The 19,141-nt window shown below is 63.1% G+C and carries 18 protein-coding genes; all 18 read left to right on the top strand.

Translation table 11 applies throughout. The features are described 5' to 3' along the window. The first annotated feature begins 90 nt into the window (after window positions 1-90). Window positions 91-4,806 carry a glutamate synthase-related protein gene (locus AC56LW_RS12475; protein WP_332531266.1) on the top strand — a complete coding sequence of 1,572 codons (4,716 nt, stop codon included), beginning with the start codon at window positions 91-93 and terminating at the stop codon, window positions 4,804-4,806. A 32-nt stretch (window positions 4,807-4,838) separates the two neighbouring features. Next, window positions 4,839-6,302: a glutamate synthase subunit beta gene (locus AC56LW_RS12470; RefSeq protein ID WP_332531267.1), complete on the top strand. Its 1,464-nt coding sequence runs from the start codon at window positions 4,839-4,841 to the stop codon at window positions 6,300-6,302. 414 nt (window positions 6,303-6,716) lie between these two features. Next, a complete protein-coding gene (locus AC56LW_RS12465) occupies window positions 6,717-7,520 on the top strand; it encodes an ABC transporter ATP-binding protein (RefSeq protein WP_332531268.1) in 804 nt (267 codons plus the stop codon). After that, window positions 7,517-8,299: a lipid asymmetry maintenance ABC transporter permease subunit MlaE gene (mlaE, locus tag AC56LW_RS12460; RefSeq protein ID WP_332531269.1), complete on the top strand. Its 783-nt coding sequence runs from the start codon at window positions 7,517-7,519 to the stop codon at window positions 8,297-8,299. Before AC56LW_RS12465 ends, mlaE begins: the two co-directional genes overlap by 4 nt. A gap of 24 nt (window positions 8,300-8,323) precedes the next feature. Beyond that, on the top strand, window positions 8,324-8,794 hold the full coding sequence (gene mlaD / locus AC56LW_RS12455) for an outer membrane lipid asymmetry maintenance protein MlaD (protein WP_332531270.1): 471 nt from the start codon (window positions 8,324-8,326) through the stop codon (window positions 8,792-8,794). Then, window positions 8,794-9,540 (top strand): MlaA family lipoprotein, encoded by a 747-nt coding sequence (locus AC56LW_RS12450; protein WP_332531271.1) that lies wholly within the window; start codon window positions 8,794-8,796, stop codon window positions 9,538-9,540. Before mlaD ends, AC56LW_RS12450 begins: the two co-directional genes overlap by 1 nt. A 15-nt stretch (window positions 9,541-9,555) precedes the next feature. Beyond that, window positions 9,556-10,206 (top strand): MlaC/ttg2D family ABC transporter substrate-binding protein, encoded by a 651-nt coding sequence (locus AC56LW_RS12445; protein WP_332531272.1) that lies wholly within the window; start codon window positions 9,556-9,558, stop codon window positions 10,204-10,206. Window positions 10,207-10,223: 17 nt separating this feature from the next. Then, the gene (locus tag AC56LW_RS12440; RefSeq protein ID WP_332531273.1) at window positions 10,224-10,481 is read left to right on the top strand and encodes an STAS domain-containing protein; all 258 of its coding nucleotides are present in this window, start codon (window positions 10,224-10,226) and stop codon (window positions 10,479-10,481) included. A 199-nt stretch (window positions 10,482-10,680) separates the two neighbouring features. Next, a complete protein-coding gene (locus tag AC56LW_RS12435) occupies window positions 10,681-11,595 on the top strand; it encodes an ABC transporter ATP-binding protein (RefSeq protein ID WP_332531274.1) in 915 nt (304 codons plus the stop codon). Beyond that, complete coding sequence (locus AC56LW_RS12430) at window positions 11,592-12,359, top strand: ABC transporter permease (RefSeq protein ID WP_183555107.1); 768 nt, start codon at window positions 11,592-11,594, stop codon at window positions 12,357-12,359. Before AC56LW_RS12435 ends, AC56LW_RS12430 begins: the two co-directional genes overlap by 4 nt. Before the next feature lie 17 nt (window positions 12,360-12,376). Then, window positions 12,377-12,613: a BolA family protein gene (locus AC56LW_RS12425; protein ID WP_183555109.1), complete on the top strand. Its 237-nt coding sequence runs from the start codon at window positions 12,377-12,379 to the stop codon at window positions 12,611-12,613. A gap of 2 nt (window positions 12,614-12,615) precedes the next feature. Further along, a complete protein-coding gene (gene murA, locus AC56LW_RS12420; RefSeq protein ID WP_499634676.1) occupies window positions 12,616-13,866 on the top strand; it encodes a UDP-N-acetylglucosamine 1-carboxyvinyltransferase in 1,251 nt (416 codons plus the stop codon). A 15-nt stretch (window positions 13,867-13,881) separates the two neighbouring features. Then, on the top strand, window positions 13,882-14,556 hold the full coding sequence (gene hisG / locus AC56LW_RS12415) for an ATP phosphoribosyltransferase (RefSeq protein ID WP_183555113.1): 675 nt from the start codon (window positions 13,882-13,884) through the stop codon (window positions 14,554-14,556). Window positions 14,557-14,563: 7 nt separating this feature from the next. Further along, window positions 14,564-15,901, top strand: coding sequence for a histidinol dehydrogenase (gene hisD / locus AC56LW_RS12410; RefSeq protein ID WP_332531278.1), 1,338 nt, complete (start codon window positions 14,564-14,566; stop codon window positions 15,899-15,901). Next, on the top strand, window positions 15,898-16,728 hold the full coding sequence (locus AC56LW_RS12405; RefSeq protein ID WP_499582293.1) for a DNA-methyltransferase: 831 nt from the start codon (window positions 15,898-15,900) through the stop codon (window positions 16,726-16,728). The genes hisD and AC56LW_RS12405 overlap by 4 nt, the downstream gene beginning before the upstream one ends. Then, window positions 16,725-17,825 carry a histidinol-phosphate transaminase gene (hisC, locus tag AC56LW_RS12400; RefSeq protein WP_499634673.1) on the top strand — a complete coding sequence of 367 codons (1,101 nt, stop codon included), beginning with the start codon at window positions 16,725-16,727 and terminating at the stop codon, window positions 17,823-17,825. The genes AC56LW_RS12405 and hisC overlap by 4 nt, the downstream gene beginning before the upstream one ends. A gap of 40 nt (window positions 17,826-17,865) precedes the next feature. Beyond that, window positions 17,866-18,456, top strand: coding sequence for an imidazoleglycerol-phosphate dehydratase HisB (gene hisB, locus AC56LW_RS12395; protein WP_183555121.1), 591 nt, complete (start codon window positions 17,866-17,868; stop codon window positions 18,454-18,456). 13 nt (window positions 18,457-18,469) lie between these two features. Next, window positions 18,470-19,111 carry an imidazole glycerol phosphate synthase subunit HisH gene (hisH, locus tag AC56LW_RS12390; protein WP_183555123.1) on the top strand — a complete coding sequence of 214 codons (642 nt, stop codon included), beginning with the start codon at window positions 18,470-18,472 and terminating at the stop codon, window positions 19,109-19,111. Window positions 19,112-19,141 lie beyond the last annotated feature (30 nt).

Below are 19,141 nucleotides of genomic sequence, written 5' to 3'. Positions count from 1 at the left end.
CGACTCTGACCCTAATTATTGAGGTTGACGGGGGATTTTGCATTGCACTATTCTCGGCATTCGATCCCGTAAAGATGTGGAGAATGTCGCATGATTGCCCAAGGTTTGTATGATCCCGCCAATGAACACGATGCTTGCGGTGTTGGCTTCATCGCCCATATCAAGGGCAACAAGAGTCATTCGATTGTTGAACAGGGTCTGTTGATTCTGAAGAACCTCGACCACCGGGGCGCTGTGGGCGCCGATGCGCTGATGGGCGACGGGGCGGGGATTCTGATCCAGATCCCGGATCAGTACTACCGCGACGAGATGGCGCGTCAGGGCGTCGAGTTGCCGCCGCCTGGCGAGTACGGCGTCGGCATGGTGTTCCTGCCGAAAGAGCATGCGTCGCGCATCGCCTGCGAGCAGGAGATCGAACGCGCCGTGCGCATCGAAGGCCAGGTCGTTCTCGGCTGGCGCAACGTGCCGGTCGATGCGACGATGCCGATGTCGCCGTTCGTGCGTGCCAAGGAGCCGGTGATCCGCCAGATCTTCATCGGCCGCGGCCCGGACATCATGGTCACCGATGCACTCGAACGCAAGCTGTACGTCATCCGCAAATCGTCCGGCCACGCGATCCAGGCCCTCAAACTCCTGCACGGCAAGGAATTCTTCGTGCCGTCGATGTCGGCCCGCACCGTCGTCTATAAAGGCCTGCTGCTGGCCGACCAGGTGGGCGTGTTCTACAAGGATCTGCAGGATCCGCGCTGCATCTCGGCCCTGGCCCTGGTCCACCAGCGCTTCTCGACCAACACCTTCCCCGAGTGGCCGCTGGCCCACCCGTACCGCCTGATCGCCCACAACGGCGAGATCAATACCGTCAAGGGCAACTTCAACTGGACCCGCGCGCGCGAAGGCATCCTCAAGTCGGCCGTCCTGGGCGACGATCTGAACAAGCTGTTCCCGCTGATCTATGAAGGCCAGTCGGATACCGCCTGCTTCGACAACGCGCTCGAACTGCTGATCATGGCCGGCTACCCGATCGCCCAGGCGATGATGATGATGATCCCGGAAGCCTGGGAAAATCACGCGTCGATGGACGACAACCGCCGCGCCTTCTACGAATACCACGCCGCGATGATGGAGCCGTGGGACGGCCCGGCCGCGATGGCCTTCACCGATGGCCGCCACATCGGCGGTACGCTCGACCGCAACGGCCTGCGCCCGGCGCGCTACGTCATCACCGAGGACGATCTGGTCGTCATGGCATCCGAATCGGGCGTACTGCCGATTCCCGAATCGCGCATCGTCAAGAAGTGGCGCCTCCAGCCGGGCAAGATGTTCCTGATCGACCTCGAAGCGGGTCGCATCATCGACGACAAAGAGTTGAAAGACACCTATGCCAACGCCAAGCCGTACAAGGCGTGGATCAAGTCGGTGCGCATCAAACTCAATGAAATCAAGCTGACCGAGTCGCAGCTGGCCGCCGGCCGCGCGAAGGATGCGCAGGGCGAAAAGCCGGCGCTGACGCTGCTCGACCGCCAGCAGGCGTTCGGCTACACGCAGGAAGACCTGAAGTTCCTGATGGCGCCGATGGCCGTGCTGGGCGAAGAAGCCACCGGCTCGATGGGCAACGACTCGCCGCTGGCCGTCACGTCCAACAAACTCAAGCCGCTGTATAACTACTTCAAGCAGCTGTTCGCGCAAGTGACCAATCCGCCGATCGATCCGATCCGCGAAAGCATGGTCATGTCGCTGGTCTCGTTCATTGGCCCCAAGCCGAACATCCTCGATACCAACAACGTCAACCCGCCGATGCGCCTTGAAGTCGCGCAGCCGATCCTGAACTTCGACGACATGGCGCGCCTGCGCAATATCGGCCAGCACACCGGCGGCAAGTTCAAGGCCTATGAGCTGAACATCTGCTACCCGGTCGCCTGGGGCAAGGAAGGCATTGAAGCGTCGCTGGCCTCGCTGTGCGCCGAAGCGGTCGATGCGGTCAAGTCGGGCCACAACATCCTGATCGTGTCGGATCGCCGCATGTCGCCCGATCTGGTCGCGATCCCTGCGCTGCTGGCCACGTCGAGCGTGCACCAGCACCTGGTGGCGCGCGGCCTGCGCGCCTCCGCCGGCCTCGTGATCGAAACCGGCTCGGCGCGCGAGACGCACCACTTTGCGCTGCTGGCCGGCTACGGCGCCGAAGCCGTGCACCCGTACCTGGCCCTCGAAACGCTGGCCGAACTGGCGCATGGCCTGCCGCAGGAACTGTCGGCCGAGACGGTCAGCTACAACTACATCAAGGCCGTCGGCAAGGGCCTGATGAAGGTGATGTCCAAAATGGGCATCTCCACCTACATGTCGTACTGCGGCGCGCAGATCTTCGAGGCCGTGGGCCTGAACAAGTCGCTGGTCGACAAGTACTTCAAGGGCACCTCGTCGAACATCGAAGGCATTGGCCTGTTTGAAGTGGCAGAAGAAGCGCTGCGCCTGCACGCGCTGGCCTTCGGCGCCGATCCGGTGCTGGCCAATGCGCTGGACGTCGGCGGCGAGTACGCGTTCCGCGTGCGTGGCGAAGACCACCTGTGGACGCCGGACACGATCGCCAAGCTGCAGCACGCGACGCGCGCCAACAACTTCTCGACCTATAAGGAATACGCGCAGCTGATCAACGACCAGACGCGCCGTCACCTGACGCTGCGCGGCCTGTTCGAATTCAAGATCGACCGCGACAAGGCGATCCCGATCGAAGAAGTCGAATCCGCCAAGGACATCGTCAAGCGCTTTGCCACCGGCGCCATGTCGCTCGGCTCGATCAGCACCGAAGCCCACGCCACGCTGGCCATCGCGATGAACCGCATCGGCGGCAAGAGCAACACGGGCGAGGGCGGCGAAGATCCGGCGCGCTACATGAACGAATTCAAGGGCATTGCGATCAAGAAGGGCGAGTCGCTGGCGTCGCGCCTGGGCGATGGCCGTGTCGTGGTCGACATCCCGCTCGAAGACGGCGACTCGCTGCGCTCCAAAATCAAGCAGGTGGCGTCGGGCCGCTTTGGCGTCACCGCCGAATACCTGAACTCGGCCGATCAGATCCAGATCAAGATGGCGCAGGGCGCCAAGCCGGGCGAAGGCGGCCAGCTGCCGGGCCATAAGGTGTCCGAGTACATCGCGTCCCTGCGCTTCTCGGTGCCGGGTGTCGGCCTGATTTCGCCGCCGCCGCACCACGACATCTATTCGATCGAAGACCTGGCCCAGCTGATTCACGACCTCAAAAACGTGAACCCGCGCGCCTCGATCTCGGTCAAGCTGGTCTCGGAAGTGGGCATCGGCACGGTCGCTGCCGGCGTCTCGAAAGCCAAGGCGGATCACATCGTCGTCGCCGGCCACGATGGCGGCACGGGCGCATCGCCCCTGTCGTCGGTCAAGCACGCCGGCACGCCGTGGGAACTGGGCCTGGCCGAGACCCAGCAAACGCTGGTGCTCAATGGCCTGCGTAGCCGTATCAGGCTGCAAGCGGATGGCCAGATGCGCACCGGCCGCGACGTCGTCATCGCGGCGATGCTGGGCGCCGATGAAGTGGGCTTTGCCACCGCGCCGCTGGTGGTCGAGGGTTGCATCATGATGCGCAAGTGCCACCTCAATACCTGCCCGGTGGGCGTGGCCACGCAAGACCCGGTGCTGCGCGCAAAATTCCAGGGCAAACCAGAGCACGTGGTGAACTACTTCTTCTTCGTCGCCGAAGAAGCGCGCCAGATCATGGCGCAGCTGGGCATCCGCACCTATGACGAACTGATTGGCCGCGCCGACCTGCTCGACAAATCCAGGGCGATCGGCCACTGGAAGGCGCAGGGCCTGGACTTCTCGAACATCTTCTACCAGCCGAAAGTCGAGAGCCAGCGCGCGCTGTTCCACACCGAAGGCCAGGACCATGGCCTGGATAAAGCGCTCGACCACAAGCTGATCGCGCAAGCCAAGGCGGCCCTTGAGAAGGGCGAGCGCGTCTCCTTCATCTCGCCGGTCAAGAACCTGAACCGCACCGTCGGCGCCATGCTGTCGGGCGAAGTCGCCACGCGCTACGGCCATGCCGGCCTGCCGGACGACACGATCCACATCCAGCTGCAAGGCACGGCGGGCCAGTCCGCTGCTGCCTTCCTGGCCGGCGGCATCACGATGGACCTGGTCGGCGAAGGCAACGACTACGTTGGCAAGGGCCTGTCGGGCGGGCGCATCATCGTGCGGCCGAACACCGAGTTCCGTGGCTGGGCGGTCGACAACATCATCGTCGGTAACACCGTCCTGTATGGCGCGATCTCGGGCGAAGCCTTCTTCAACGGCGTGGCCGGCGAACGCTTCGCCGTGCGCAACTCGGGCGCCACGGCCGTCGTCGAAGGCTGCGGCGACCACGGTTGCGAATACATGACCGGCGGGACGGTGGCGGTGCTGGGCGACACCGGCCGCAACTTCGCCGCCGGCATGTCGGGCGGTGTGGCCTTCGTGTACGACCCGAAGGGCGAATTCGAAGCGCGCTGCAACACAACGATGGTCAATCTCGAGCGCGTGCTGGCCTCGAAAGACCAGACCGACCCGGCAGCCTGGCACAGCCAGTCGCGCACCAGCGAGCGCGAGTCGGACGAAGCGATCCTGCGCCGCCTGATCGAGCGCCACTTCAAGTACACCGGCAGCACGCGTGCGCGCAACCTGCTCGACGACTGGGCCAACAGCCGCAGCAAGTTCGTCAAGGTGTTCCCGACCGACTACAAGCGCGCGCTCGAAGAAATGCATTTCTCGAGCATGGAAGAAGCGAACGACAAGATCGATCAGGCCGCGTAAGCAGCCGCGGACCAACGACCAAGGAAAATATTGTGGGCAAAATTACCGGCTTCATGGAATTCGAACGGCAGGAAGAGGATCATCTCGAACCGGTCGCGCGTCTGAAGAACTACAAGGAATTCGTCATCACGCTGACCGACGCGCAGGCGAAGGTGCAGGGCGCGCGCTGCATGGATTGCGGCATCCCGTTCTGTAATACGGGCTGCCCGGTCAACAACATCATCCCGGACTGGAACGACCTGGTCTTCCATGGCGATTACCGCCACGCGCTGGAAAACCTGCACTCGACGAACAACTTCCCCGAGTTCACCGGTCGCATCTGCCCGGCGCCGTGCGAGTCGGCCTGCACGCTCGGGATCAATGACGACCCGGTCGGCATCAAGTCGATCGAGCGCAAGATCATCGATACGGGCTGGGAGCACGGCTGGGTGGTGCCGCAGCCGCCCGAACAGCGCACGGGCCGCAAGGTCGCCGTCGTCGGTTCCGGGCCTGCCGGCCTGGCCGCGGCCCAGCAACTGGCGCGCGTCGGCCACGATGTGACGGTGTTTGAAAAGAGCGATCGCCTGGGCGGCCTGCTGCGCTACGGAATCCCCGACTTCAAGATGGAGAAGGACCTGATCGACCGCCGCGTCGAACAGATGCAGGCCGAGGGCGTCACGTTCCGCACCGGTGTCCTGATCGGCAAGGACTTCCCGGCGAGCGTGAGCAATATGGCGCGCGACACCATCTTCCCGGAAGACCTGGAAAAAGAATTCGACGCCGTCATCATGGCTGGCGGCGCCGAGCAGCCGCGTGACCTGCCGGTGCCGGGCCGCCAGCTCAAGGGTGTGCACTTCGCGATGGACTTCCTGCCGCAGCAAAACCGCGTCAATGCCGGCGACAAGCTGAAGGACCAGCTGAAAGCCACCGGCAAGCACGTGATCGTCATCGGCGGCGGCGACACCGGCTCGGACTGCGTCGGCACCTCGAACCGCCACGGCGCGGCGTCGGTGACGCAATTCGAACTGCTGCCGCAACCACCGGAGCACGAAAACAAGCCACTGGTCTGGCCCTACTGGCCAACGCGCCTGCGCACCTCGTCGTCGCACGAAGAAGGTTGCGAGCGCGACTGGGCGGTGGCGACCAAGCGCCTGGAAGGCAAGGGCGGCAAAGTCGAGAAGCTGATCGCCTGCCGCGTCGAATGGAAGGACGGCAAGATGACAGAAGTGCCGGATTCGGAATTCGAACTGAAAGCCGACCTGGTGCTGCTGGCGATGGGCTTTGTTTCGCCGGTGCAGCAGGTGCTCGATGCGTTCGGCGTGCAGAAAGACCCGCGCGGCAATGCGCGTGCCACCACCGAGGGCGACCTGGCTTACCAGACGTCGAACCCGAAAGTATTTACGGCGGGCGACATGCGGCGTGGCCAGTCGCTGGTGGTGTGGGCGATCCGCGAAGGCCGTCAATGCGCGCGCGCGGTCGATGAGTTCCTGATGGGCTCGTCTGTCTTGCCGCGCTAAGACATAGGTTGAATGGCGGTCGTGCAATGCGACCGCCATGTTCGCCAGCTTGCAAATAGCCTGGCGACAAATGCATGACAAACTATTTATAAACTGTCACTTGCTAATTCGCAAAGCCAGCCCCAATTGATGCTGCGATGCAAAATAGCCTGGCACGCTGTTGCCAGATGAAGCGGGCTGCATCGTACGGTTTATGTAAATATGTTTCAATTATATTGATTCCTAACAAGGAATCGCAATATTGTCATGTATGCATAATCCAATGAAAACAATCGCTTACAACGTTAAATAGCTGACTGAACAGTTATTAGTGTTGTAATGTCACGTCGCCAGCCGGGGGTAAAATCGGGTCCCTCAAGCGGGTAAATAGCTTTCTGCACTACAATACCGGATTCCCTAACCTCAAATGATGCTGTGTCGAACCTAGTCGAAATCCGCGATCTGCATTTTGCTTACGGTGAGCGTTCCATTCTGTCGAATCTGCGCATGGATTTCCCACGTGGCAAGCTCATTGCTGTCATGGGCGGGTCCGGTTGCGGCAAGACGACGGTGTTGCGCCTCATCGGTGGCCAGATTCGCCCCCAGCGTGGCGAAGTCCGCATTGGCGGCGAAGTCGTGCACAGCCTCGATACGCAGGGGCTGTACCGCCTGCGCCGGCGCATGGGCATGCTGTTCCAGTTTGGCGCACTGTTTACCGACCTGTCGGTGTTCGATAACGTGGCGTTTCCGCTGCGCGAGCACACCGACCTGCCCGAAGAACTCATCCGCGACCTCGTGCTCATGAAGCTCAACGCCGTGGGCCTGCGCAATGCGCACCGCCTCAAGCCGGCCGAGATTTCGGGCGGCATGGCGCGTCGCGTGGCCGTGGCGCGCGCGGTGGCGCTCGACCCTGAACTGATCATGTACGACGAGCCGTTCGCCGGCCTCGACCCGATCTCGATGGGCGTGACCGCCAATCTGATCCGCAACCTGAACGACGCCCTCGGCTCGACCTCGATCCTCGTCTCGCACGATGTGAAAGAGTGCTTCGCGATTGCCGATTACGTCTACTTCATGTCCGCTGGCAAGATCGTTGCAGAAGGCACGCCGACCGAACTGCGCGTGTCGACTGACCCGTACGTGCGCCAGTTCGTCAACGCCGAACCGGACGGTCCGGTGCCGTTCCATTATCCCGGCAAGACGCTGGCCGACGACCTGGGCCTGGGAGCGCGCACATGATCGCCCGTTTCCTCGGTTACATCGGTTGTACCGTGCGCGAAGGGCTGGCCGGTCTCGGCTTTGCCATCCGCTCGTTCCTCAGCATCCTGCGCGTGTCGCCAGGCGCATTCCGCCGCCCGGGTTTGATTTCCGAGCAGATCCACTTCATCGGTAACTACTCGCTGGTGATCATTGCCGTGTCCGGCCTGTTCGTCGGCATGGTGCTGGGCCTGCAGGGCTATTACACGCTGAACCAGTACGGCGCCGAGCAGATGCTGGGCCAGGTCGTTGCGCTGTCGCTCGTGCGCGAACTGGGTCCGGTCGTCACCGCGCTGCTGTTTGCTGGCCGCGCCGGTACGTCGCTGACGGCGCAGATCGGCCTCATGAAAGCAGGCGAGCAATTGTCGGCCATGGAAATGATGGCGATTAATCCGGTCCAACGGGTGCTGGCGCCGCGTTTTTGGGCAGGCGTGATCGCCATGCCAGTGCTGGCGACGGTGTTTTCGGCCGTTGGCGTGATGGGCGGCTACCTTGTCGGCGTGAAATTAATTGGCGTGGACGAAGGTTCTTTCTGGGCCCAGATGCAATCTGGCGTCGATGTGCGCGCTGACGTACTGAACGGCGTGATTAAAAGCTTTATCTTTGGCATCGCCGTGACCTTTACTGCCCTGTTCCAGGGGTACCAGGCCCAGCCGACGCCGGAAGACGTCTCGCGTGCGACCACGCGTACTGTCGTGATTGCATCGCTGCTGGTCTGGGGGCTGAACTTCGTCATGACCGCCCTGATGTTCAATAAATAACTAACACGGTTTTAGGGTAATAAAATGCATCGCAAAACTATCGACGTCTGGGTTGGCCTGTTCGTGCTGCTGGGCTTGGCTGCACTGCTGTTCCTGGCTTTCCAGGCCGGCAATTTGAAGTCCATGTCGTTCGGGCAGACGTATTCCGTCAGCGGCCGCTTTGACAATATCGGCGGCCTCAAGCCGCAGGCACCCGTCAAGAGCGCCGGTGTGGTGGTCGGTCGCGTGGGCGAGATTGCCTTTGATGACAAGAGTTTCCAGGCATCTGTGCGCCTCGATTTGGACACCGACTATAAATTCCCAAAAGATAGTTCGTTGAAGATCCTGACCGCGGGCCTGCTTGGCGAGCAATACATCGGCATTGAAGCCGGTGGCGACACGAACAATCTGGCCGAGGGTGATCGCATCATTCGCACCCAGTCGGCGACAGTCCTCGAAGACTTGATCAATCAATTTATCTACAGCAAGGCTGCTGATGGAAAGGAAGGTAGTTAATGAACTACACCAACTCGCTTTCGCACGTGCGTCTCTGTGCCGCCGCCGCTGCTGTCCTGGTCCTGACCGGTTGCGCGACGACCGCGAACAATCCGCAGGATCCGCTCGAAGGCTATAACCGCGCCGTCTATTCGTTCAACGATGCCGTTGACCGCACCGTGCTCAAGCCCACCGCGACCGCCTACAAGAAGGTCGTACCGGGCTTTGCCCAAACGGGCGTGAACAATTTCTTTGGCAACCTGTCGGATGCCTGGAGCTCGATCAATAACTTCCTGCAGGGCAAGGGCGAAGCCGGCGCGACCGATTTCGGCCGCGTGGCGGTCAATTCGACCTTCGGCATTTTCGGTCTGCTGGACATCGCATCCGAAGCCGGCATGCAGAAGCACAACGAAGATTTCGGCCAGACGCTGGGCAAATGGGGCGTACCGAGCGGTCCGTACTTGATGTTGCCGCTACTGGGCCCATCTACGGTGCGTGACACCGCAGCGCTGCCGGCCGACAGTGCCGGCAACATCTGGCGCTACAAGACGCCGGTCAACTGGCGCAACGTCGGCACCGGTGTCAACCTGATCGACAAGCGCGCCACGCTGCTCGACGCCTCGGGCCTGATGGAAGACGCCGCACTGGACCGCTATGAGTTCCTTCGCGACGGCTATCTGCAGCGCCGCCAGAGCCAGGTCTACGACGGCAATGTGCCGCGTCAGGCCGATGACGTCGCCGAGCCAGCACCTTCCGAAACGAAGTAAGTTGAAAGGAATACGATGAAGCCATTCATGCACCTGATCGCCGCCGCCGCAGTTACCGCTGCCTTTTCCACGAGCGTGATCGCCCAGCCTGCCGCCAGCGCCGAAGCGCCGGACGTGCTGGTCAAGCGCATCAGCGCCGAAGTGATCGACAGTGTCAAGAACGACACGGCGATCCAGTCGGGCGACCGCAGCAAGATCATGGGTCTGGTCAATACCAAGATCCTGCCGTACGTCGATGCCGAGAAAATGACCCAGCAAGCCGCTGGCCGTCACTGGCGCACCGCCACGCCGGATCAGCAAAAACGCCTGACCACCGAGTTCCGTAACCTGCTGGTCTACACGTACTCCGGTGCGCTGTCGACCATCAAGAACGAAACCGTCGAGTTCAAACCGATGCGCGCCGCCGCCACCGATACCGATGTCGAAGTGCGCTCGCAGGTCAACGTCGCGCGCGGTGAGCCGATCACGCTGAACTACCGCCTGGCCAAGAACGGCAATGGCTGGAAGATCTATGACGTGAACATCCTGGGCGCCTGGCTGGTCGAGACCTACAAGAGCACCTTCAACAGCGAGATCAGCAAGAGCGGCGTCGATGGCCTGATCAAGCGCCTGGCCGACCGCAATGCGCAACTGGCGTCCAAGCCGCTGGCAGCGCCGGGCAAGTAATGGCTGAGGCAAATCCCATGCTGACGATCGACGCCATGACCTTCGACAGCGCCCGCCTGGCACTGGCGCAGGGTGAGGCGGCGATCGGTCTTGGTGAGACCGTGTTCGACCTGGCCGGCGTGAAGTCGGCCGATTCGTCGGGTGTGGCCCTGCTGCTGGCCTGGCAGCGCCGCGCGCTGAGCGCCGGGCACCGGCTCACGTTCATCAACGTGCCGGACAACGTGCGCAAGCTGGCGGCCCTGTACGGGGTCGACACGCTGGTCGCACCAGCATGAATACGGGCAGCTTCGGCTGCCCGTTTTTTTTCTTCCGCGTTTCACATCTGCTCCCACGGCGTCCGCCGGGTTTCTCCGCCTGGCCCGCTTGACATGGCAATTTCACCTATAATGGACTGTTTCCCTGCACGGTCCTGGTGCGTTCCCCAGCCGGCCTCCGTTTTGTTTTGACTATCGCGCGTCGCGCCTCCCATTTCGCATGACTGCAATCCAGATTGACCGTGTCGAGAAGAGCTACAAAGGCTTCAAGGCGCTCAAGGGCGTGTCCCTTTCCATCGAAGAGGGCGAGTTCTTTGGCCTGCTGGGCCCGAATGGCGCCGGTAAGACCACCCTCATTTCCACCATCGCGGGCCTGATCCGGCCCGACGCCGGCAGCGTGAAAATCCACGGCCACGATGTCGTCACCGATTTTCGCGAAGCGCGCAAGCGCCTGGGCGTCGTGCCGCAGGAGCTGGTGTTCGATCCGTTCTTCACGGTGCGCGAAACGCTGCGCCTGCAGTCGGGCTATTTCGACATCCGCAACAACGATGGCTGGATCGACGAAGTGATGCACAACCTCGATCTGACCGACAAGGCCGACGTCAACATGCGCGCGCTGTCGGGCGGCATGAAGCGGCGCGTGCTGGTGGCGCAGGCCCTCGTGCACCGCCCGCCGGTGATCGTGCTGGACGAGCCGACCGCCGGCGTCGACGTCGAACTGCGCCAGACGCTGTGGAAGTTCATCGCGCGCCTGAACCGCGAAGGCGGTCACACGGTGGTGCTCACCACCCACTATCTCGAAGAAGCGCAGGCCATGTGCCAGCGCGTGGCGATGCTCAAGCAGGGCAATGTGGTGGCGCTCGACACGATGAGCACTCTGCTGCGCCGCGTCTCGGGCTCGCAGCTGGTCGTGCATCTGAAGTCCGGCGCACTGCCGGCCGAACTGCGCCCGCTCGTGTCGCACGACGAACCTGCCAACAACAACAAATACACGCTGCGCGTGAACGACTACGCCGACGTCGAACCGATCCTGGCGCGCCTGCGCGAAGCGGGCGCCGTGATCGACGAGATGCAGCTGCAGCAGGCCGACCTGGAAGACATCTTCATCCAGATCATGGAAGAGGGTAAGCAATGAATCTGTTCTCCATCGGGTTCCGCACCCTGTTCTACAAAGAGTCGCTGCGCTTCTGGAAGGTAGCCACGCAGACCGTCGCCGCGCCGGTCGTCACCGCCATGCTGTACCTCGTCATCTTCGGCCACGTGCTCGATGGCCGGGTCGAGATGCTCGAAGGCGTGGCCTACACGTCGTTCCTGATTCCTGGCCTGGTCATGATGAGCGTGCTGCAAAACGCGTTCGCCAATTCGTCGTCGTCGCTGATCCAGTCCAAGATCAGTGGCAACCTGGTCTTCATTCTGCTCGCGCCGCTGTCGCACGCCGAGATCCTGGCGGCGTATGTCGGCGCGGCGGTGCTGCGCGGGATCGCGGTCGGCGCCGGCGTGTTTGCGATTACCGCCTGGTTTGCGCACCTGACGTTCGTGGCACCCGTGTGGATCGTCGTATTCGCGATTCTGGGCGCCGCGATTCTCGGCACGATGGGCGTCATCGCCGGTATCTGGGCCGAAAAATTCGACCAGCTGGCCGCGTTCCAGAACTTCCTGATCATGCCGGCCACGTTCCTGGCCGGGGTGTTCTATTCGGTACAAAAACTGCCGCCATTCTGGCTGGCCGTCTCGCATTTCAACCCGTTCTTTTATATGATTGACGGGTTCCGTTACGGGTTCTTCGGCCAGTCCGACGTGTCGCCGTGGACCAGCCTGGCCATCGTGTCCGTGTTCTTCGCGGTGCTGACGGCCATGGCGATCAACCTGCTCAAGCGCGGCTACAAGCTGCGCCACTAAAAATTTTTGGAGTTATCGTGGCCACCACACCCGAACTGATACACGGCTATCTCAGCGCCGGCCTTGAATGCACCCACCTGACCGTCAACGGCGACGGCCAGCACTTCGAGGCGGTGATCGTCTCGCCGGCGTTTGTCGGCAAGCGCTCGATCCAGCGCCACCAGATCGTGTACGCCGCGCTGGGCGACCGCATGCGCGAGGAAATCCACGCGCTGTCGATGAAAACACTGACCCCTGAAGAATTCAAAGGCTAATCATGGACAAGCTCCAGATCGTCGGCGGCAAACGCCTGCAAGGTGACATCGCGATTTCCGGCGCCAAGAATGCGGCGCTGCCCATCCTGTGCGCTGGCCTGCTCACCGCAGGTGACCTGCACCTGTCCAACGTGCCGCGCCTGCATGACGTGCGCACGATGCTCAAGCTGCTGGAAACCACTGGCCTCAAAATCGATCTGGACGACGAAAACGTCACCATGAACGGCAGCGCGATCAACAATCTGGTCGCGCCGTACGAACTGGTGAAAACCATGCGCGCCTCGATCCTGGTGCTGGGCCCTCTGCTGGCGCGCTTCGGCGAAGCCAAGGTCTCGCTGCCGGGCGGCTGCGCCATCGGCTCGCGCCCGGTCGATCAGCACATCCAGGGCCTGCGCGCGATGGGCGCCGAGATCACGATCGAAGGCGGCTACATCCACGCCAAGGCCACGAAGCTCAAGGGCGCACGCATCCGCACCGACATGATCACCGTGACCGGCACCGAGAACCTGCTCATGGCCGCAACGCTGGCCGACGGCGAGACGGTGCTGGAAAACGCCGCGCGCGAGCCGGAAGTGACCGACCTGGCCAATCTGCTGGTGGCCATGGGCGCGAAGATCGAGGGCATCGGCACCGACCGCCTGGTGATCCAGGGCGTGCCGGAACTGCATGGCGCCAGCCACGCGGTGATCTCGGACCGCATCGAAGCGGCGACCTTCCTGTGCGCCGTTGCGGCCACCGGCGGCGACGTCCAGCTGACCAACACCCGCACCGACATCTTCGACGTGGCGCTCGACAAACTGCGCGAAATCGGGCTGCAACTGACCGTCGGCGCGGATACCATCCGCGCGAAGATGGACGGTCGCCCGCAGCCGGTGTCGTTCCGCACGACCGAGTATCCGGGCTTCCCGACCGACATGCAGGCGCAGTTCATGGCCGTCAACACGATCGCCGGCGGCGCCTCGCGCGTGACCGAGACGATCTTCGAGAACCGCTTCATGCACGTGCAAGAGATGAACCGTCTCGGCGCGCAGATCACGACCGACGGCAATACCGCGTTCATCGACGGCGTCACGCGCCTGATCGGTGCACCGGTCATGGCAACCGACCTGCGCGCCTCGGCTTCGCTCGTCATTGCCGGCATGGCCGCCGAAGGCACCACGCTGATCGACCGCATCTACCACCTCGATCGCGGCTACGACCGCATGGAAGTGAAGCTGTCGGCGGTGGGCGCCGACATCGTCCGCATCAAGTAATTACATCGACTCATAATGACTTTTACCAGCAATACGGACGAGACCCAGCTGATCCTGGCGCTGTCCAAGGGCCGCATCTTCGAAGACACCCTGCCGCTGTTGTCGGCGGCCGGGATCGAGGTGCTGGAAAACCCCGAGACCTCGCGCAAGCTGATCCTGCCGACCAATGACCCGGGCGTGCGCGTGCTGATCGTGCGCGCCTCCGACGTGCCGACCTATGTCCAGTACGGCGCCGCCGATTTCGGCGTGGCCGGCAAGGACGTGCTGCTCGAGCATGGCGGCGAAGGGCTGTACCAGCCGATCGACCTGCGCATCGCCGAATGCCGCATGTCAGTGGCCGTCAACGCGGGCTTCGACTACGAAAGCGCCGTGCGCCAGGGCGCGCGCCTGCGCGTGGCGACCAAGTTCGTCAATACGGCGCGCGAGCACTTTGCCCGCAAGGGCGTGCACGTCGACCTGATCAAGCTGTATGGCTCGATGGAACTGGCGCCGCTGGTGGGCCTGTCCGACGCCATCGTCGACGTGGTCTCGACCGGCGGCACGCTGCGCGCCAACAACCTGGTCGAAGTCGAAAAGATCATGGACATCTCCTCGCGCCTGGTGGTCAACCAGGCTGCGCTCAAGCTCAAGCGCGAGCGCCTGCAACCGATCCTGGACGCGTTCGAACGCGCCTCCAAAGCAAAAGGCTAGACGCAAAATGGCAGTACAAATCCGCAAGCTCGATTCGACCGCACCCGACTTCGCCACCACGCTGAGCGCGCTGCTCGCGTTTGAAGCCGAAACCGACGATGCCATCGAACTGGCCGTGGCCGGCATCCTGCGCGATGTAAAAGCGCGGGGCGACGCCGCCGTGCTGGAATACACGAACAAATTCGACCGCATCCCGAACGGCGGCGCGACCTCGATGGCGCAGTTCGACATTGGCCAGGCCGAGCTCGAAGCAGCGCTGGCTGCGCTGCCCGACGACCAGCGCGCTGCGCTGCAGGTGGCGGCCGACCGCGTGCGCGTGTACCACGAGCGCCAGAAAGAATCGTCGACGGGCTTCACCTTCACCGAGCCTGACGGCACCGTGCTGGGCCAGCGCGTGACGCCCCTGGACCGGGTCGGCATCTATGTCCCGGGCGGCAAGGCGGCGTATCCGTCGTCGGTCCTGATGAACGCGATTCCAGCCCACGTGGCGGGCGTCAAGGAAATCATCATGGTCGTGCCGACCCCGGACGGCGTGAAGAACCAGATGGTGCTGGCCGCGGCGGCAATCGCCGGCGTCACGCGCGTGATCACCATTGGCGGCGCGCAGGCCGTCGGTGCGCTGGCGTATGGCACCGAGACCATCCAGGCCGTCGACAAGATCGTCGGCCCCGGCAACGCGTATGTCGCCGCCGCCAAGCGCCGTGTGTTCGGCACGGTCGGCATCGACATGATCGCGGGCCCGTCCGAAATCCTCGTGCTGTGCGACGGCACGACCGATCCGGACTGGATCGCGATGGACCTGTTTTCGCAGGCCGAGCACGACGAACTGGCGCAGGCCATCCTGCTGTGCCCCGACGCCGACTATATCGCCAGGGTCGAAGCCAGCATCCAGAAGCTGCTGCCGACGATGCCGCGCGCGGCCACCATCACCACGTCGCTGGGCGACCGCGGCGCGTTGATCAAGGTGCGCAGCATGGATGAGGCATGCGAGATCGCGAGCAGCATCGCTGCTGAACACCTCGAGATCTCGGCTGAAGATCCACAACAGTGGGCCGATAAAATCCGCCACGCCGGTGCGATGTTCCTTGGCCGTTATTCGTCCGAGTCGTTGGGCGACTATTGCTGCGGTCCGAACCACGTGCTGCCGACCTCGCGCACGGCGCGCTTCTCGTCGCCGCTGGGCGTGTACGATTTCCAGAAACGCTCGTCGATCATCCAGGTCAGCGAAGCGGGCGCGCAAACGCTGGGCAAGGTTGCGGCCACGCTGGCGTATGGCGAAGGCCTGCAGGCGCACGCGCGCAGCGCGGAACTACGGCTCGATCCAGTCCCACCCCAGGCATCATGAGCGACTGGGTCAACCAGGTATTCTGCGAGGATGCGCTGTCAGGATTGGCGCGCATCCCGGACGGGTCCATCGACCTGATCCTGACTGACCCGCCGTACAACCTGGGCAAGGACTACGGCAACGCGTCGGACCAGCAAAGCGTCGAGGCCTACCTGGCCTGGACCGAGCAGTGGATCGACGCGGCGGTGCCGAAGCTCAAGCCCAACGGCAGCCTGTACATTTTTCTGACGTGGCGCTTCACGCCCGAGATCTTCGTGATGCTCAAAAAGCGCATGACGATGATGAACGAGATCATCTGGGACCGCCGCGTGCCGTCGATGGGCGGCAGCGTGCGCAGCTTCTCGTCGGTGCACGACACGATCGGCTTTTTCGCCAATCGCAAGGACTACTACTTCGACCTGGACGCCGTGCGCATCCCGTATGACGCCGCGACCAAGAAGGCCCGCTCGCGCTCGATCTTTATCGGCGCCAAGTGGCTCGAAGTGGGCTACAACCCGAAGGACGTCTGGAGCGTGTCGCGCCTGCACCGCGAGCATCCGGAGCGCGCCGACCACCCGACGCAAAAGCCCCTCGAGATCATCGAGCGCATGGTCAAGGCCTCGTGCCCGCCGGGCGGCATCGTGCTCGACCCGTTCATGGGCAGCGGCACGACGGCCATCGCCGCCAAGCGCCTGGGGCGCCAGTTCACCGGCTTCGAACTCAATCCCGCGTATTGCGCCATCATCCACGAGCGCCTGGCGGCGCCCGAGGTACCGCTGACCGGGGCAAAAAAACGCAAGGCGGCCAAGGCCGCCATGGCCACACTCTCCACGGAAGAAACTTCATGACCGACATCGCCAAACTGATCGAGAACACCATTCGCGCCGACGTGCGCGCCGTGGGGGGGTACCACGTGCCGGACTCGATCGGCTACGTCAAGCTCGATGCGATGGAAAACCCGTACCAGCTGCCGGACGCGCTGCGCACGCAACTCGGCGCGCGTCTGGCCGACGCGGCGCTGAACCGTTATCCGGTGCCGTCGTACCGCACGCTGAAAGACGCCATCTGCGCCAAGCTGGGCATCCCGGCCGGCTACGACGTCCTGCTCGGCAATGGCTCGGATGAGCTGATCACGATCCTGGCGACCACCATCGCGCGTCAGGAACGCGACGGTTCGAAGCGTGCCGTTGTCATGGCGCCGGTGCCGGCGTTCGTGATGTTTTCGCGTTCGGCGCAGTTTGCTGGTGCCGATTTTGTCGGCGTGCCGATCAAGCCCGACTTTTCGCTGGACCTGCCGGCGATGCTGGCAGCCATCGACGAGCACAAGCCGTCGCTGGTCTTCCTCGCCTACCCGAACAACCCGACCGGCAACCTGTACGACGCGGCCGACATGGAAGCGATCATTAACGCGCTCGGCGAATCGGGCGTAGTCGTGGTCGACGAAGCCTACCAGCCGTTCGCCAAGGTCAGCTTCATGGACCGCCTGCCGCAGCACCCGAACCTGGTCGTGATGCGCACGCTGTCAAAGCTCGGCCTGGCCGGCATCCGCCTTGGGTACATGACGGCGGCCGCGCCGCTGCTGGCCGAATTCGAGAAGGTGCGTCCACCGTACAATGTGAATATCCTGACCCAGGTGGCGGCTGAATTCGCCCTCGAGCATCTGGATGTGCTGGATCGCCAGGCCGAGCTGCTCAACGTCGAGCGCACCCGCCTGGCCGCGGAACTGGCTGGCCTGCCGGGCGTGGAAGTGTTCCCGTCGGCCGCCAATTTCATCGCGCTGCGCGTGCCCGATGCCGAGCGCGCCTGCAAGCTTCTCCACGGCGAGAAGGTCCTGATCAAAAATTTGAGTAAAATGCATACATTGCTGGCCAACTGCATCCGCGTCACGGTCAGCACGCCGCAAGAAAACGACCAGTTCCTGACCGCCCTGAAGGCTTCCCTGTAGTAGCGTCCCGTAGTTACGTACCTTGAAAAGCGCCCGAGCAATGACCCGTACCGCCGACATTACCCGCAATACCAACGAAACGCAGATCCGCGTCTCGATCAACCTGGACGGCACCGGCCGCCAGAAGCTCAACACGGGCGTGCCGTTCCTCGACCACATGCTCGACCAGATCGCACGTCACGGCATGTTCGACCTCGAAGTCGAGGCCGTGGGCGACCTGCACATCGACGCGCACCACACGGTCGAAGACACCGGCATCACGCTCGGCATGGCCGTGGCCAAGGCCATTGGCGACCGCAAGGGCATCCGCCGCTATGGCCACGCCTACGTGCCGTTGGACGAAGCGCTGTCGCGCGTCGTGATCGACTTCTCGGGCCGCCCGGGCCTGGAAATGCACATCCCGTTCACGCGCGCCATGATCGGCACGTTCGACGTCGACCTGACCGGCGAATTCTTCCGCGGTTTCGTCAACCACGCCGGCGTGACGCTGCACATCGATAACCTGCGCGGCGTGAACGCGCACCACCAGTGCGAAACCGTGTTCAAGGCCTTCGGCCGCGCGCTGCGCATGGCCAGCGAGCTCGATGAACGCGCCGCCGGCATCATCCCGTCGACCAAGGGCAGCCTGTAAGGCGAGACGCGACATGGCCAATAAAATTGTTGTGGTCGATGGACTGGGCAACCTGCGCTCGGTCGTTCAGGCGCTGCGCGCCGCCGCGCCTGAAGCCGACGTCCTCGTTTCCAGCTCGGCCGCCGACCTCGATGCGGCCGACCGTATCGTGCTGCCGGGGCAGGGCGCCATGCGCGACTGCATGAGCAGCCTGCGCGAATCGGGCCTCGAAGACGCATTGCTGCGCGCCGCCAAAACGCGCCCGATCATGGGCGTGTGCGTGGGCGAGCAGATGCTGTTCGACGCCAGCGAAGAAAACGGCGGCACGCCCGGCCTGGGCCTGTTGCCGGGCAAGGTCGTCCGGTTTCAGCTCGATGGCAAGCTGCAGAACGACGGCTCGCGCTTCAAGGTCCCGCAAATGGGCTGGAACCGCGTGCGCCAGTCGCGCGCCCACCCGCTGTGGGACGGCGTCGATGACAACAGCTACTTCTATTTCGTGCACAGTTATTACGCAGCGCCCGAAAACGCGCATGATGTGATCGGCGAAGCCGATTACGGCGGCCCGTTCTGCTGCGCTGTCGGCCGCGATAATATCGTCGCCACCCAGTTCCACCCGGAGAAAAGTGCGGCAGCGGGCTTGCGCCTGTACCGCAATTTCATTCACTGGAATCCTTGACGCATTTGCGTTAAATTCGTTCTGTTCAAC

It is taken from the genome of Telluria sp. LT2P80 (assembly GCF_059685955.1).
The sequence above is the reverse complement of the archived record's forward strand: the minus strand, read 5'-3'. Positions and strand labels throughout refer to the sequence as shown.